The sequence below is a fragment of the Streptosporangium sp. NPDC049644 genome (assembly GCF_040675205.1).
GTDB classification, from domain to species: Bacteria; Actinomycetota; Actinomycetes; order Streptosporangiales; family Streptosporangiaceae; genus Streptosporangium; species Streptosporangium fukuiense.
Genome location: NZ_JBFAOJ010000012.1, coordinates 23,150 through 38,606, shown reverse-complemented (window position 1 = coordinate 38,606; position 15,457 = coordinate 23,150). Strand labels below are relative to the sequence as shown.

Here is a 15,457-nt window from a genome sequence, read left to right as displayed (position 1 = left end):
TCTCTCTTTCAGTGGGGGGCGGGACCGCTGCTCTCCCTGACCACCAGTTCGGGTTCCACGATGCGCGGGCCTTCTTGCTCGGTGCCCTGGATACGGTCGAGCAACAGCCGGAAAGCGTGCCGGCCGACCTCGCCGAAGTTCTGCCTGACCGTCGTCAGCGGCGGCCAGAAGTAGGCGGCCTCGGGCACGTCGTCGAAGCCCACCACGCTCACGTCCTCGGGGACGCGCCGGCCGGCCTCGCGCAGGGCCCGCAGCACCCCCAGGGTCATCTGGTCGTTGGCCACGAAGACCGCCGTGACCGACGGATCGCCGGCCAGCCGCTTGCCGAGCCGGTAGCCGGAGTAGGCGCTCCAGTCACCGGCCGCCGCCTCGGGCACCGGCCGCCCCTCGGCCTCCAGGACGGACCGCCACCCCTCGACCCGTCCCCTGGCGTCGATCCAGTTGGGAGGGCCGGACAGGTGCCAGACCGTCTCGTGGCCGAGGCTCAGCAGATGTCGCGTCGCCCGTACGGCGCCACCGCGCTGGTCGACCATGACGACGGGGACCGGGATGTCCTCCCCGGCGTCCACCGCGACCACCGGGAGACCGGGTGAGAGGTGGCGCAGGCCGTCGGCGGCCGACTCGTGGGGGGCGACGATGACGATGCCGTCGACCGACTGCGCGCGCAGCCGCTCGACCCCCTCACCGATCGACCTGCGATTCAGCGCGCCGAGGCTGGCGATGTTGACCACGTAGTCGTTCTGCCTGGCCGCCTGCTCGATCGCGTAGAGCGTGGAGGCGGGCCCGTACAGGGTGGTGTCGAAGCTGACCACGCCGAGCACACCCGATCGGCCCGTGACGAGCTGGCGCGCGGCCGGGTTGGGCCGGTAGCCGAGCTTGTTCACCGCCGCCATGACGCGCGCCCGGGTCTCGGGGCGCACCCTGTCGGGCGCGTTCAGCGCTCGCGACACGGTCATGGCGGAGACCCCGGCGAGCTCGGCGACGTCGTCGAGCACCGCCGGTCTGGTCCGTGCCCTGCCCTCGTCGGAGCTCGGTGTCATGGGGTCCTCGCCATGTTTCGCTGGGGTTACCAGAGTGTTTGCGATAACACCGAGCCTGTCAATACCGAGGAAGGCACCTTTTCTCCGCTCTGCCCAGCGAGCTGGATTTCCCTTTCCAAACGGAGTTTCTTCCCGAATCGTGATGCCGGATACTCTTGACGCCCCAGCTGATAGCGCTAACAATCAGAGCCCGATGACCGCCCCTCCCGCCCCCACACAAGGGCATGGATCCCCGATGACGGCGAACCCGTCCCGCGGCGGCGCCGGCTCGGCGACCAGCCGATCCGTCACCGCCGCCGATCCGCCCTCATCTCATCCCAGGCGCCCGCCTCACGGCCGGCCCCCCTCCGGCCCCGCGTGCTCGGCGCGCCTCATGGACGGGCTCCGAGGTTCTTCGAGGTTCTTCGCCGACGGGCCCATCCGGTTCAGCCTGCCTTGCCGGCCACCCTCGCCTCCTCCAGGAGCACCAGGGCCAGCGCGTCGGCGGCGTCGACACGGCCGAGGGAGCCCGCGGCGCCGGCCATGGCGGCACGAGCGCCCGGATCCCGCAGGAGCGCGTCCAGCTCGGCCAGCAGCGCCTCGGCGGTGGGACCGTTCTCCAGCAGCGCCCGGGCGGCACCCGCCTCGGCGAGGTAACGGGCGTTCTGACGCTGCTCGTCGGCGGCGGAGGGCACCAGGGGGATGAGGACGGAGGCCTTGCCCACGGCGGTCAGCTCGGCGACGGTGCCCGCGCCGCTGCGGGAGACCACGACGTCGGCCGCGGCGAACACGTCGGCCAGCTCCGCGCCGACGTACGGCACAGGGTGGTAACGATCGCGCAGCCGCTCGGGAAGCCCCTCGGCGGTACGGGTGAGCTGGCCGATCCAGTCGGGGCCGCACTGGTGGAGCACCTGCGCCCTGGCGAGCAGTTCGGGCAGGATCGCCTCGACCATGGTGTTGATCTGACGGCTGCCCTGCGCGCCGCCGGTCACGTAGACCACCGGCAGGTCGGGCGAGAGCCCGAAGTGGCGCCGTCCGGCGTCGACGTTGCCGCGCAGCAGATGGGGGCGGACCGGGTTGCCGGTGACCACGGCCCGGTCGCGCACCCCGGCGGGCAGGTGCTCGATCGAGGAGGGGTGGGTCAGCGCGATCCGCCGGGCGAAGCGCGACAGGATGCGGTTGGCCAGACCCAGCGAGGTGATCTGCTCGTGCATGACCAGCGGGCGGCCCAGCACCCGGGAGGCGACGCCCAGCGGCACGCAGACGTACCCGCCGGTCGACAGCACCACGTCGGGGCGGTAGCGGGCGGCGATGCCGAACGCCTGGAGCACGCCGACGGGGATCCGGAACATGTCCACGAGGTTGGTGAGCAGCTCACGCGGGTTGGGCGAGCGCCTGAGCTTGCCGGCCTTGATGGCCCGGAACGGGATGCCGTGCTCCGCCGCGATGCGGGCCTCCAGGCCGGTCGCCGTACCGACCCAGAGCACGTCCAGGCCGAGCCCCCGCGCGCCGGCGTGGTCGCGCAGGGCCGCGACCGTGGTCAGCGCGGGGTAGGTGTGGCCACCGGTTCCGCCTCCGGTGACGAGCAACCGCAGGGTCCGGTGATTGCCGGTGTCCATATGTCGGTTCATCCTTCCGATGTCACAATGATTCGTGTTCGCGGGGCGCACCGGAGTTCTCCGGGCCCCGGGCACGGTACCCGAGGTCCCAGCGAAGATCCACTTTGCCCTTCGTCGCCGGGCGGTCGCGCCCGGTGGTTTCTCCGACACGCCCGGCATCCGGGAGCGTCACTCGAACGGCGCACGGCATTCGTTGCGGTGAGTACCGTATGTGACATGGATTTGACGGAAGAGCATTTCGCCGGGGCGTCGGAGCGTCTTGGTGACGCGCTGGCGGTGCTCCGGCAGCGAGCCGGGGCCGGCGCGGAGGCCCTGGACTATTTCGGTGACATCGCCGAAGAGCTGCATCCGATCGGATCCTGGCTACGGCGACCGGCTCAGGCCGGGGAGTGGCCGCACCACATCATGCCTCCCGTCTACGGCCTGCTGTTCGCTCAGGCGTGGTCACTGGCGTTTCCCGACGAGGCGCCTTCGGTCTTCCCCCACGGCGCGGAGCGGACCGAGTCAGGGTGGACCGTGCAGCGGGCCACCATCTGGCTCGGCGACACCTACGTTCCCGGGTGGCTGGACGTGAAGGCGCCGCTGATCGTGATCGGTTCGCTGGTGGTGGAGGGGCTCCTCGACGACGGCGACGTCTCGGAGAGCTATCTCGCGGTGGCCGGTGACCTGCGGGCCCGCGCGATCCACAGCGCGGCGGACCACCTGGTGCTCGGTACCGTCGCCGCGGGGGTGATCTTCTGTTCCGGCAACGACGGCTCCCTCGTCGCGGGCGGGGACATCGTGGCGGACCTGTTCGTGCCCGCCGAGCACGCGTACGAGCACTACGGCCTGCTGCGGGCCGGTGTCGTCGGCGTCGGCGACCGCGCCGACATCGTGGCCGAGCGGCTGGCGCCGTGGCTGCCCTCGGGCTACGTCCGCCTCGGTGGGCTGGGCGAGCCGGTGGACCGCTGGCGTGTCCTGCAGGAGGCCGCCGCCGGGCGGTCACCGGTGCTCGCCCAGCCCCGGCCGGTGATACTCCCGCCGCCGGCGCTCCTGCTCTCGGCCCTCGCCGCACCGGCCGGGGTGACGGAGCTCGACCTGTCCGGCAGCCGCCTGCACCGCGTCCCCGAGGACATCTCCGCCCTCACCTCGCTGACCCGGCTGGACCTGGAGCACACGCCGCTGACCGGCCTGGACGGCATCGAGGGCCTGCACACGCTGGAGCACCTGTCGATCAGGAACACGCCCGTGCGGTCGCTGGCCCCGCTCCAGGCGCTGAAAGGTCTCCGTCACCTCGACGTCTCCTACTGCGAGGACGTCCAGGACTGGGCCGTGCTCCTCGACCTGCCCTCGCTCGACACGCTCGTCGCGCACGGCTGCGCCCTTCCGGCGCACGTACGCGCGCAGCTCGTCGCCAGGCTCGGCGACCGGATCATCGGGCGGGGCTAGGCGGGGAGGACGGCCGGGCCCCGGGGAGGGGCACCGGCCGAAGAGCTCTCACAGGCCGTAACGGCTCTTGAGATGGCGCCACCAGTCGCGGAACATCCACTTGTCGAACTCGGTGATCTGACCGGCGCTTCCCGCCTTCATGAGGAAGCCTCCGACGCCGGTGGGCGTCCAGTCGTAGAAGTCGTCGAGGCCGAAGCTGTGCCCTATCTCATGGAGCAGTATGTGTATGTTGTCGGCGTTGAGGTTGCTCACGTAGTACTCGCTGCCGATGCGCTGGCCCCAGTCCCCGCCCGCACCGCCGCTCATGCCCGCGGTGAGCCACAAGGACATGTCGTAGTGGCGCGCGAGGCCGCCGGGACAGTTGGGATACTGGCCGTTCTGGTTGAAGAACCGGCCGCAGGGCTGGGCGCATTGGGGAGCGTTCTCACGGATGTCGTTGACGTAGACGTCCACGGAGTTGTCGCTCCACTGCAGGGTGGCCCGGTCGCGCACGGCCCAGCCGACCACCTTGACCGGGACGTTCGCGTACGGCCAGCCGTTGTGGCCGGCCATCACGTCCATCCACTTCTTGAACTGCCGGGCGAGCGAGGCGTGGATCTGGTCGCGTAGGGTGGCCGAGACCGGTGCCGAGGAGTCCCACCGCACGCAGTAGTTGATGCTCCCGCCGTTGACCATGACCTGGTCCCAGCCGTAGTTGCGGAAGGCGGAGGGCCCGGGATTGTAGGTGCTCTCGACGTGCTGCCAGACCTGGTTGAGCGGGGTGACGAGGTTGGCCGGCGGGCTCCAGCCGGTGCCGCCTCCGTCGCCGGGTGACTCGGTGGCGTAGACCTTCACCTCCAGCAGGCCGACCGAGCCCGCGCCGCTCTGCAGCAGCACGCGCAGCCTGGTCGTGGTGACACCGGTGAAGACGACCCTGTTGTAGGCGTTGACCGCCGTCGGGTAGCCGCTCGCGCCGGCGACGTCGGCGTAGGCGCTCCCGTTCCAGTACTGCAGCCGCCACGACGCGGGCACGCGCACCCCGCCGTTGTCGTCGAAGAAGTACACCTGTGCCGAGCGCAGTGCCTGCGGCTGCGCCCAGGTCAGCTCGGCCCACTGCGCACCGGTCTGCGGCCAGGTGCCCCAGCGGGGGTTGACCGTGTCGTTGGACTGAGGGGGGTCGATGTCGTCCTTGATCGCCGCGATGCTCTCCCAGGGAGAGGTGTAGGAGGCGGTCGCGGTCGCGTTGACCGCCAGGTTGCCGTCTCCGGGCGCGGCCACCGCCGCGTCGGCCGGAGACATCAGTAAGCCGAGTATCAGGGCGGGAACGGCCGCCATCCACCAGCGTCTCATGCGCGAACCTCCGTAAGGGGTCAGGTCTCGAACGGTGGGCGTGCCTGCGGTCCTCCTCCCGGGCCTGAGCCCGGGAGGAGGGTGGGACACCGGGGCCTAGCCGGATGAGGCGGCGCCTCCCACGGTGACGGTCGCCTGGGCGGCGAGCGAGGTGCCCGGCACGGCGCCGGTGACGGTGAAGGTCCCGGCCGAGGCGTACCGGGAGGCGGGGATCGACGCCCAGCTCACCGTCGTGGTGACGTTGTCCTTCGAACCGTCGTTGAAGGTGGCGGTGACCGTCGAGGGCAGGGACGGGGCCACCCCCACCGGGGTGAAGACGGTCTCCGGCTCGATGAAGGTGATGCTGACCGCGCCGGTCGTGCGCACCCACACCGTGGCCGAGGCGGTCGTGCTCGCCCCTTCGACGATCCCCGCCACGGTGAAGCTCGAGCCGCCGTTCGCCACCTGGGCGGGGGTGATCTGCGCCCAGGTGACCGGGGAGTTCACCCGGGAGCCGTTGGCGTAGACCTTCGTGACCGTGGTGGGCAGTGTGGGGACCTGCCCCGCCAGGGTCGCCTGGTGGACCGGGCGGATCGACTGCGGGACCTCCGCGTAGGCCCGCCACTCCAGGAGGCCGACGGATCCGGCGCCGCTGGTCAGCGACGCCCGTAGCCGGGTCGTGGTCACCGGAGTGAAGCCGACCTTGTTGAAGGCGTTCAGCGCCCTGTTGTACGTGCCCGCGCCGGGCACGTCCGCGTAGGCGCTCCCGTTCCAGTACTGCAGTTTCCAGGACGCGGGCACGCGCACCCCGCCGTTGTCGTCGAAGAAGTACAGTTCGGCGGAGTCGAGCCGCTGCGGCTGGCTCCAGGTCAGCTCGGCCCACTGGGTGCCGGTCTCGGGCCAGGTCCCCCAGCGCGGGTTGGCGGAGTCGTTGGAACTCGCCGGGGTGAACCCGTCGTTGATCGCGTTCACCGACTCCCAGGGGGAGGTGTAGGACGCCGACGCGGTGGCGGAGCCCGCCACGTTGGCCGCGCCGCCCCCGCCGCCGGAGCCCTGGGCGACGGTGACCGTGACGTCCGAGGTGGCCGTGGAGGCGCCGTCGCTCGCGGTGAGCCGCACCGTGTAGGTGCCCGCGACGGTGAACGAGGCCAGCGTGACGGCCGCGGCCGGCGCGGTGAAGACGGCCGTTCCCGGGCCGCCGACCAGCGACCAGGTGGTGCTCAGGGTGCCGTTGGGCAGCGCGTCGTCCTTGACGGTGCCGAGCAGCCGCACCTGTGAGGGCTGGTTGTGGGCGGGATCCTTTCTGGCGAGGACGTAGGGGGCCTGGTTGGTCGCGGCGGGCGGGCTGCCCGCGGAGTTGTAGATCTTGACCTCGGTGAGGCCCGTCCTGAGGCCCGCCCTGTGGGTCATCAGCACCCGGACCCGCTGGGCGCCGATCGCGGGGAAGCGGACCCGGTTGTGGTTGGACACCGGCGCCGCCGGGCTCTTGGCCTGGTTGGGGACGGTGACCCAGGTGCTGCCGTCGTGATACTGGATCTGGTACATCGCGGGTTCGGCGTAGCCTCCCGCCGCGCGGTCGTTGCGGAAGTGCAGCCGCACGTCGTTGAAGGTCTGCGACGAGCCGAGGTTGATCTCGTACCAGTCCTGGGTGTTGGCCGAGCCCTTGGCGCCCCAGATCGGGTCGTTGATGGTGTAGCCGTCCACCGCCGCGGCCGTGGTGGTTCCGGACGCGGTGTAGGAGGCCGTGGCGGCCCGGCCCTGGGCGAGGTTGGCCGGGGCGGCGCCGGAGGTGAGGTTGACCCCGGCCTTGGCGAACATGTCGACCACGCGGGCGTCGGTCTGCACCACCTGGGTGGGCGCCTGCATGCCGGGCATCGCGACGTTGTGGCCGACGGTGCCGGCGGCGCCGGGGAAGGTCACCGTGCCGGTGGCCGGGTCGTAGACGAGCCGGGTGAGGCGGTCGACGGTGAGGGCCCGGGTGCCGTTGACGTACACCGAGTAGCCCTGCGGGACACCGGTGTAGCGGACGACGCCGTCGGCGGGGTCGTCCCAGACGACGGTCAGGTCGCTGTTGCGGTAGCGCAGGTTGTTGACCGTGAAGTGCGACCAGCCGATGTCGATCGGCGACAGCTCGACCTTGCCGTCGTCGCGCGGGCGCAGGCCCGCCACGTCCTCGACGACCGTCCAGTTGCTGCTGCCCAGGATCGTGTGGTGGATCCAGGAGCGGTAGTCGATGGTCTTCGTCCCGGGGTTCCAGTTGGCCCAGAACTCGTTGGAGTCGGGCCAGGCGGTGTTGCCGCCGACGTACTGCGCCCAGGCGTTCCAGTACAGCAGCTTCTTGTAGTGGTCACCGGTGATGTAGGAGGTCGGGTAGTTGCGCAGCGCCGAGGAGAGCAGCCTGAACTGCACGGTCGAGTTGATCTGCGAGAAGTTGTTGGAACCCGGGTTGCCCGCGGCCGCCGCGGCGGCCTTGTCCTTCTGGTTGGCGGTGTAGAACGGGAAGATCGGGTACTCGGTCTCGTCGTCGAACAACCGCAGCGCCTCGCGGTAGGTGGCGGTGTTGGGCATCAGGCCCACCGAGTACGGATAGAAGTTGTTGATCTCCTTCCAGGGCACCAGCGCGTTGGTCGACACGTGCCGGTGCTGCAGCACCTTCGCCGTGGGGTTCCAGAGCACGTTGACGATCGCGTTCTTGACGTTGGTGGCGATGGTGCGCATCTCGTTGGCCTTGGCGGTGTTGCCGACCGCGTCGTAGGCGGAGGCCGAGGCCATGGCGTTGCTGTAGACGTAGGCCGACTCGGTGCGGTCCAGGCGCCCGGCGCGCCAGTGGAAGGAGACGGCGTCGGCGTCGTTGCCGGTCAGCGCTCCCCAGTCGTACTCGATGAGGTTGTTGTGGTCCTGGTCGTAGAAGGCGAGCTGGCCCTTGACGTCCTGCTCGGCGTAGCGGGCGAGGTTGGCCGCGATGCCGGGCTGGCCGCCGTGGATCTGGTAGCTGCGCCAGGCCGCCTCGGAGATGTACTGGGTGTAGCTGTTGGACCAGTTCTCCGGATCACCCGGGTTGTCCATGTAGCGGCCGTTCTTCGACACCTCGCCGGCCGACACCCACGGTCCGTAGGAGTACATCGGGTTGCGCAGGTACTTGAGCTCGTCCACGAACATCGGCACGGTCAGCGCGATGGCGTTGTTGTAGCCCAGGGCACCCTCGACCGAGGTCGGCCACTGGTAGTCCTGGCCGGGGATGTCGGCGTCCAGATGGTTGAAGCGCATCAGCCACCAGCGGTAGTAGACGCTCTTCTTGATGGCGGGCTCGGGCACGTCGATGTAGGGGATGTTCTGCGCCCACCACTGGTTGTAGGCCCGCACGTGCGTCGCGAACGCGGCGGCGGGGGTGGCCGAGCGGTACGACCGGTACTCGGTGAGCGAGGCCGGGAGTTCGTCGGTCACGAAGCCCATCACCACCTTGGTCGTCACGGTCGCCCCGGCGGCGACGGTGAGCGAGCGGGTCAGGTCGGTGCCGCTGACGGCGAAGCCGTCCCCGGAGAGCCTGGGGAAGATCGTGGTGAGCTTGTTCTTGGCGTCCACGATGCCGGTGAGCTCGGTGCCCGCCGGGGTCTTGGCGTACGGCGAGGTCGCCTTCAGGGTGAGCGTCTGGGACCCGGAGCCGTTGTTGGTGACCGACAGGTTGGTGACCGCGACGTTGTCGTGGGTGATGAACTTGGTGACGTTCACCACCAGGGAGCCGCTGGTGTGCACGCTCTTCCAGTGGCTGGGCGCCTGCCAGCGCTGGGCGGGCTGCTCGGTGAACGTGCCGGGCGAGATCGCCACCGAGTAGGCGTGCTCGTTGGAGATGCTCTCCCAGTAGGCCACCTGACCGCCGAAGCCGATGACGGACGGGGTGTGGTTCTTCATGAAGAGCGCGCGGCCCCGGCTCATCAGCCAGGTGCCCGCGGGGTCGTTGCCGGAACGCGACAGCAGCCGGTCCATCCAGAAGTCGGTGCCCGAACTCTCGGCGTCGTAGATGCTCTGCATCATGTTGCCGAGCGTGTACGGGACGGGCGGGGCCGGGATCGCGGGCCCGCTGAAGGTGGGCAGTCCGATGCTCTGCACCGCCGAGGCGGGGGTGCCGAGCGTGAGCGAGGTCGCGGTGAGAAGCAGGGTGACGGCGGCGGCGGTCAGCGACCGCCGGGCGCGGGAGAGGACGGGCATCGCTTCACATCTCTCGGAGGGGGGTTGACGCGGGGGCCTGCGTGCTCCTAGAGAGCCATCCATTCCAGGACACCGGTCGAGTAGCCGGTTCTGGAGGTGATGCTCAGTCTCAGCCGGGTGGTCGAGACCGGGGTGAACGTGGTGACGTTGTAGGTGTTCGCCGCGACGCCGCAGGCCGACTGGCCGGGCACGTCGACGTAGGCGCTGCCGTTCCAGTACTGCACCTTGCAGGAGGCGGGCAGGTCGATGCCCTGATCGTCGTCGAACCAGTAGGTCGCCACCTTGCCGACGCTCTTGGCGGTGGTCCACCGGTACTCGATCCACTCGGTGCCCTGGTGGTTCCAGTTGCCGTACGCGCCGTGGCTGTGGTCGGCGGAGCTCGCCGGGACGTAGCCGTCGTTGATCGCTCCGAGGGTCTCCCACGGAGAGACGTACGAGGTGGAGGCGGTGGCGGTCAGCGCGTGGTTGGTACCGGAGGGCGGCTGGCCGCCTCCTCCTCCGCCGGAGGTCTGCACGACCTTCTGCATGGTGCCGTCGGCGTTCCAGTAGAGCTTGTCCAGGGTGACCGAACGGCGGAAGTTGCCCCCGCCCGGCGCCGCGGCGTTGTGGTAGACCATGTACCACTGGCCCTTGAACTCGACGATGGCCGGGTGGTTGGTGGTCGAGCTGACCTGGTCGAGCACGACACCGCGATGTGTCCAGGGGCCGAGCGGGCCGGTGGCGGTGGCGTAGCGGATGCAGGCGTAGCCGGGCTGGGAGCAGCCGGAGTCGTTGGCGGCGTAGGCGAGATAGTAGGTGCCGTTCCGCTTGAACATCCAGGGGGCCTCCCAGAAGTTGCTCACCCCCGCCGGAGTGATCACCGGGCCGTCCAGGTTGATCATGTCGGGCTTGAGCTTGGCCGCGCGCAGGCCGTAGTAGGAGCCCCAGTAGATGTACGCCTGGCCGTCGTCGTCGGTGAAGACCGTCGGGTCGATGTTGAGCGGCGAGGAGTTCGGGGTGCTGTCGCTGATCAGCGGCCCGCCCTTGGCGTCGGTGAACGGGCCGAGCGGGCTGTCGCCGACCGCGACACCGATGTCCATCCAGCCCGCGCCGTCGCCGTTGACCGGGACGTACCAGTAGTACTTGCCGCCGCGGGGCTCGACCTCTCCCGCCCACGCGTCGGCACCGGCCCAGGGGAAGTTCGACAGCGAGAGCCTCGCCCCCTGGTCCGTCCAGGTCGTGGCGTCGGTGGAGGAGAACACGTGCCAGTCGCGCATGACGAAGTTGGTGCCGCCGGGGGCCGCTTCGTCATGGCCGGTGTACAGGTACATGGTGTCGCCGACGACCAGCGCGGCGGGGTCGGCGGTGTAGATGGACGTCGTGATCGGGCTCGCGGCGGGCGCGGGTCCGGCCAAGGCGAGGACGAGGGTGAAGGCGAAGATCATGGCGAGGGCCGTTGTCCATCGTCTTCTCATGACACTGCTCCTGGGGGGTGATCATGGCGCTTGCCAATGTCTGACGATTACTTGTGTTAACGCTAACAATTCCGATCACGGGAACTCACGGCCCGGAACGGGGAACTCCGAGCTTTGTTTCGTCGAGATTTCCTGAGTGTTTGCGATAACAGAATCGCTGTCAAGGCCCAATCTCCGAGATTGCCGAAACCGCTTTGACCTGGCACTTCATCACTCCACTTAACGCCTTCGGCCGGAAAAAGATTGGAAAAAAAATGATAGGGCTAACATTTGTGATGCCCGAGTCTCGAACAGCGGGAGAGGAGTTTTACCGGGGCCGACCATGGACATTCGGTAGTCCCTCGATCGCCCCCGGAGGCGTGACCGCCTCCCGACGGTGAACGCCCCCTTTTCCGCGGCAGGCACTCACACCGGCGACCGGTGCGGGCGTCTCCGGGAGAGAACCGGCGACCCGTCCGGTCCCGGGAAGCCTGCACCGGTGGTCGCCCCGCCCTCGGCCCGCCATGCCGGCTCCCGTACTCGGGGTACGCGGCCGGACCGCTCCCGGGACCCCGGCCGGCGCCTCTTTCGCGAATTAAGGGAATGCTTAGGTGGCCGTTGACAGCTTCGCGGGGCCGGAGTGCACTGGGCTGCCGAGCACGAGACGGAGGGTGTCCGCATGCAGGTTCCGGCCCCGTTGGAGTACGAGCGTGCCACCAGCGTCGATCACGCCATCGGGCTGCTGGAGCGGCTGGGGAGTTCGGCGCGGCTCCTCGCGGGCGGTCACAGCCTGCTCCCGATGATGAAGCTCCGGCTGGCCAACCCGGAGTACCTGATCGACATCAACGATCTGCACGGCGAGCTGGGATACATCCGGATGGAACCGGCGCAGACCCGTATCGGCGCGATGACCCGCCACCGCGAGCTGCTGGAGTCGGACGCGCTCGCCAGGGCGTTTCCGATCTTCCGTGACGCCGAACGGGTCATCGCCGACCCGATCGTCCGCAACCGAGGCACCCTGGGCGGCTCGCTCTGCCAGGCCGATCCCTCGGAGGACCTGTCGGCCGTGTGCACCACCCTCGGGGCGAGCTGCGTGATCCGCGGCCGGACCGGGGAGCGGGTCGTGACGATGGAGGAGTTCCATCGCGGCCCGTACGAGACGGCGGTCGCGGACGACGAGATGCTGATCGAGATCCGCGTCCCGGCGCGGCCGAACGGGTCGAGCGCCTACGAGAAGGTCGAGCGGCGCGCGGGCGACTGGGCGATCGTGTCCGCGGGCGCGGCCGTCTGGCTGACCGAGGGGGTGATCTCCGACGCCCGGGTCGGCCTGGCCGCGGTGGGCCCGAACACGACGGGGCTGCCCGCGGTCTCCGAGGCGTTGCGCGGCAGGCCGCCGTCCGAGGAGCTCTACGAGCGGGCCGGTGCCCTCGCCGCCGAGAGCTGCAGCCCGGTCACCGACATGCGCGGCAGCGCCGACTACAAGCGCCACCTCGCCAAGGAACTCACCAGGCGGGCACTGCGGCGGTCCGTCGCCCGGATCAGCGAGGGAGGATGACGTGCAGGTTTCGATGATCGTCAACGGTGAGGAGGTCACCGGGGAGATCGAGGGCCGCCTGCTGCTGGTCCACTTCCTCCGTGACCACCTGGGGCTGACGGGCACCCACTGGGGCTGCGACACGAGCAACTGCGGCACCTGCGTGGTGTGGCTCGACGGCGAACCGGTCAAGTCGTGCACCGTGCTGGCGGCGATGGCAGGCGGCCACGAGGTACGCACGGTGGAGGACCTCGAACAGGACGGCGAGCTCGATCCCGTGCAGCGAGGATTCATGGAGTGCCACGGCCTGCAGTGCGGGTTCTGCACGTCCGGCATGATGATGACCGCGCGGGCCCTGCTCGACCGCAACCCCGACCCCTCCGAGCAGGAGATCCGCGAGGCGATCTCCGGCCAGATCTGCCGCTGCACCGGTTATGCGACCATCGTCCGTTCTGTCCGGTGGGCCGCCGCTCACGAGGCGGGCTCGCAGCCGGCCGCCACCGGGAGCGCGCCATGACCACCACCGACGACCGCCCCGCCGCCGAGTTCGAGAGCAACGACCACAAGCCGATCGGCTACGGCCGGATGCTGCGCAAGGAGGACCCCCGGTTCGTCCGGGGGAGGGGCCGCTACTGCGACGACGTGCGCCTGCCGGGCATGCTGCACCTGGCGATCCTCCGCTCCCCCGTCGCGCACGCGCGGATCGTGAGCATCGACACCAGCGCGGCCGAGGCGCACCCGAAGGTCAAGGCGGTCGTCACCGGTGCCGCCCTGGCCGAGAAGGGGCTGGCCTGGATGCCCACCCTCTCCGGCGACGTGCAGGCCGTGCTGGCGACGGACAAGGTCCGCTTCCAGGGCCAGGAGGTCGCGTTCGTCGTGGCGGAGGACCACTACGCGGCGCGCGACGCGCTGGAGCTGATCGACGTCGAGTACGACGTGCTCGAACCGGTGACAGACGTGCGCAGGGCCCTCGACCCCGGCGCCCCCGTCATCCGCGACGACCTGGAGGGCAAGGAGAACAACCACGTCTTCGACTGGGAGACCGGTGACGAGGCGGCCACCGAGGCGGTGTTCGCGACGGCCGACGTCGTCGTCAGCCAGGACATCGTCTACCCTCGCGTGCACCCCGCGCCGATGGAGACCTGCGGGTGCGTCGCCGACTACGACCGGATCGACGGCAGGCTGACACTCTGGTCCACGACCCAGGCGCCGCACGCCCACCGCACGTTGTACGCGATCGTCGCCGGCCTGCCCGAGCACAAGATCCGGGTCATCGCACCGGATATCGGCGGTGGCTTCGGGGGGAAGGTTCCAATCTATCCCGGTTATGTCTGCGCGATCGTGGCGTCGATCGTCACCGGCAAGCCGGTGAAATGGATGGAGGACCGCTCGGAGAACCTCACGAGCACCGGTTTCGCCCGTGACTACATCATGCGCGGCGAGATCGCGGCGAGCAGGGACGGAAAGATCCTGGCCGTCCGCACCAACGTGCTCGCCGACCACGGCGCCTTCAACGGCGTCGCCGCCCCGGTGAAGTATCCGGCCGGCTTCTTCGGCGTGTTCACCGGCAGCTACGACCTTCAGGCGGCGTACTGCAGGATGACCGCCGTCCATACGAACAAGGCGCCCGGCGGCGTCGCCTACGCCTGCTCGTTCCGCATCACCGAGGCCGTGTACCTCATCGAGCGCATCGTCGACTGCCTGGCCTACGAGCTGGAGATGGATCCGGTCGAGTTGCGCGTCAGGAACTTCATCCAGCCCGACCAGTTCCCGTACCGCACCAAGACCGGCTGGGTCTACGACTCCGGCGACTACGAGCCGACCATGCGCAGGGCCATGGAGATCGCCGGCTACCACGAGCTCCGCGCCGAGCAGGCCGAGCGGCGGGCCCGCGGTGAGCTGATGGGGATCGGCGTCTCCTTCTTCACCGAGGCAGTCGGCGCGGGACCGCGCAAGGACATGGACATCCTGGGCCTGGGCATGGCCGACGGCTGCGAGCTGCGCGTCCACCCGACCGGAAAGGCGGTGGTGCGACTGTCCGTGCAGACCCAGGGGCAGGGCCACGAGACGACCTTCGCGCAGATCGTCGCCGAGGAGATCGGTATCCCGCCCGCCGACATCGACGTCGTGCACGGCGACACCGACCAGACGCCGTTCGGCCTGGGCACCTACGGCAGCCGCTCCACCCCGGTCTCCGGCGCGGCCGCGGCCCTGGTGGCGCGCAAGGTACGCGACAAGGCACGGCTCATCGCCTCGGGAATGCTGGAGGTCTCCGTCGCCGACCTGGAATGGCGCAAGGGGGCCTTCCACGTCAAGGGCGACCCTGGAAAGTCCGTGACGATCCAGGACATCGCCATGAGGGCGCACGGCGCGGGAGACCTGCCCGAGGGCGTCGAGGGCGGGCTGGAGGCACAGATCTGCTACAACCCGGAGAATCTGACCTATCCGCACGGCGCCTACATCTGCGTCGTCGACATCGACCCGGGCACCGCCCAGGTCAAGGTGCGGCGGTTCATCGCGGTCGACGACTGCGGCACCCGGATCAACCCGATGATCATCGAGGGGCAGGTGCACGGCGGTCTCACCGACGGCGTCGGTATGGCGTTGATGGAGATGATCGCCTTCGACGAGGACGGCAACTGCCTGGGCGGGTCGCTCATGGACTATCTCATCCCGACCTCGCTGGAGGTTCCCGACTGGGAGACGGGATTCACCGTGACGCCCTCGCCCCATCACCCGATCGGCGCGAAGGGCGTCGGCGAGTCGGCGACGGTCGGTTCCCCTCCGGCGATCGTCAACGCGGTCGTCGACGCCCTCAAACCGTTCGGCATCCGCCACGCCGACATGCCGCTCACCCCCTCCCGGGTGTGGGACGCCATGCGCGGCGCACCGCAGCCGCCGATCTGACCG

General features: G+C 69.7%; 9 protein-coding genes. 4 read left to right on the top strand and 5 right to left on the bottom strand.

The genetic code is table 11. The features are described 5' to 3' along the window. Positions 1–8 precede the first annotated feature (8 nt). Positions 9–1,040 (bottom strand): LacI family DNA-binding transcriptional regulator, encoded by a 1,032-nt coding sequence (locus AB0J58_RS09545; protein WP_364212581.1) that lies wholly within the window; start codon positions 1,038–1,040, stop codon positions 9–11. Positions 1,041–1,465: 425 nt separating this feature from the next. Further along, positions 1,466–2,638 (bottom strand): UDP-N-acetylglucosamine--N-acetylmuramyl-(pentapeptide) pyrophosphoryl-undecaprenol N-acetylglucosamine transferase, encoded by a 1,173-nt coding sequence (locus tag AB0J58_RS09540; protein ID WP_364212578.1) that lies wholly within the window; start codon positions 2,636–2,638, stop codon positions 1,466–1,468. 216 nt (positions 2,639–2,854) lie between these two features. Between AB0J58_RS09540 and AB0J58_RS09535 the strand changes: the two genes are divergently transcribed. After that, the gene (locus AB0J58_RS09535; protein ID WP_364212575.1) at positions 2,855–4,066 is read left to right on the top strand and encodes a hypothetical protein; all 1,212 of its coding nucleotides are present in this window, start codon (positions 2,855–2,857) and stop codon (positions 4,064–4,066) included. Between the two features lie 48 nt (positions 4,067–4,114). On the opposite strand, the gene AB0J58_RS09530 is transcribed toward AB0J58_RS09535, so the two are convergent. The 3 genes from AB0J58_RS09530 to AB0J58_RS09520 all read right to left on the bottom strand — a co-directional run bounded on the left by AB0J58_RS09530 (position 4,115) and on the right by AB0J58_RS09520 (position 11,034). After that, positions 4,115–5,395 (bottom strand): hypothetical protein, encoded by a 1,281-nt coding sequence (locus AB0J58_RS09530; RefSeq protein ID WP_364212572.1) that lies wholly within the window; start codon positions 5,393–5,395, stop codon positions 4,115–4,117. A 96-nt stretch (positions 5,396–5,491) separates the two neighbouring features. Beyond that, positions 5,492–9,580 carry a discoidin domain-containing protein gene (locus AB0J58_RS09525; RefSeq protein WP_364212569.1) on the bottom strand — a complete coding sequence of 1,363 codons (4,089 nt, stop codon included), beginning with the start codon at positions 9,578–9,580 and terminating at the stop codon, positions 5,492–5,494. A 47-nt stretch (positions 9,581–9,627) separates the two neighbouring features. Further along, positions 9,628–11,034 (bottom strand): glycoside hydrolase family 43 protein, encoded by a 1,407-nt coding sequence (locus AB0J58_RS09520; protein WP_364212566.1) that lies wholly within the window; start codon positions 11,032–11,034, stop codon positions 9,628–9,630. A gap of 658 nt (positions 11,035–11,692) precedes the next feature. On the opposite strand from AB0J58_RS09520, the gene AB0J58_RS09515 reads away from it, so the two are divergent. Genes AB0J58_RS09515 through AB0J58_RS09505 form a run of 3 tightly spaced genes read left to right on the top strand, consistent with a single transcriptional unit; the run spans position 11,693 to position 15,454 of the window. Then, positions 11,693–12,568: a xanthine dehydrogenase family protein subunit M gene (locus tag AB0J58_RS09515; RefSeq protein WP_364212563.1), complete on the top strand. Its 876-nt coding sequence runs from the start codon at positions 11,693–11,695 to the stop codon at positions 12,566–12,568. Between the two features lies 1 nt (position 12,569). After that, on the top strand, positions 12,570–13,064 hold the full coding sequence (locus AB0J58_RS09510) for a (2Fe-2S)-binding protein (RefSeq protein ID WP_364212560.1): 495 nt from the start codon (positions 12,570–12,572) through the stop codon (positions 13,062–13,064). Continuing rightward, positions 13,061–15,454: an aerobic carbon-monoxide dehydrogenase large subunit gene (locus AB0J58_RS09505; RefSeq protein ID WP_364212558.1), complete on the top strand. Its 2,394-nt coding sequence runs from the start codon at positions 13,061–13,063 to the stop codon at positions 15,452–15,454. The genes AB0J58_RS09510 and AB0J58_RS09505 overlap by 4 nt, the downstream gene beginning before the upstream one ends. The last annotated feature ends 3 nt before the right edge of the window (positions 15,455–15,457 follow it).

Bases quoted from the DNA above. Each gene is read 5' to 3' on its own strand.
- AB0J58_RS09505 (WP_364212558.1), top strand. From the start codon at position 13,061: ATGACCACCACCGACGACCGCCCCGCCGCCGAGTTCGAGAGCAACGAC.
- AB0J58_RS09520 (WP_364212566.1), bottom strand. From the start codon at position 11,034: ATGAGAAGACGATGGACAACGGCCCTCGCCATGATCTTCGCCTTCACC.
- AB0J58_RS09545 (WP_364212581.1), bottom strand. From the start codon at position 1,040: ATGACACCGAGCTCCGACGAGGGCAGGGCACGGACCAGACCGGCGGTG.
- AB0J58_RS09535 (WP_364212575.1), top strand. From the start codon at position 2,855: ATGGATTTGACGGAAGAGCATTTCGCCGGGGCGTCGGAGCGTCTTGGT.
- AB0J58_RS09540 (WP_364212578.1), bottom strand. From the start codon at position 2,638: ATGGACACCGGCAATCACCGGACCCTGCGGTTGCTCGTCACCGGAGGC.
- AB0J58_RS09525 (WP_364212569.1), bottom strand. From the start codon at position 9,580: ATGCCCGTCCTCTCCCGCGCCCGGCGGTCGCTGACCGCCGCCGCCGTC.
- AB0J58_RS09515 (WP_364212563.1), top strand. From the start codon at position 11,693: ATGCAGGTTCCGGCCCCGTTGGAGTACGAGCGTGCCACCAGCGTCGAT.
- AB0J58_RS09530 (WP_364212572.1), bottom strand. From the start codon at position 5,395: ATGAGACGCTGGTGGATGGCGGCCGTTCCCGCCCTGATACTCGGCTTA.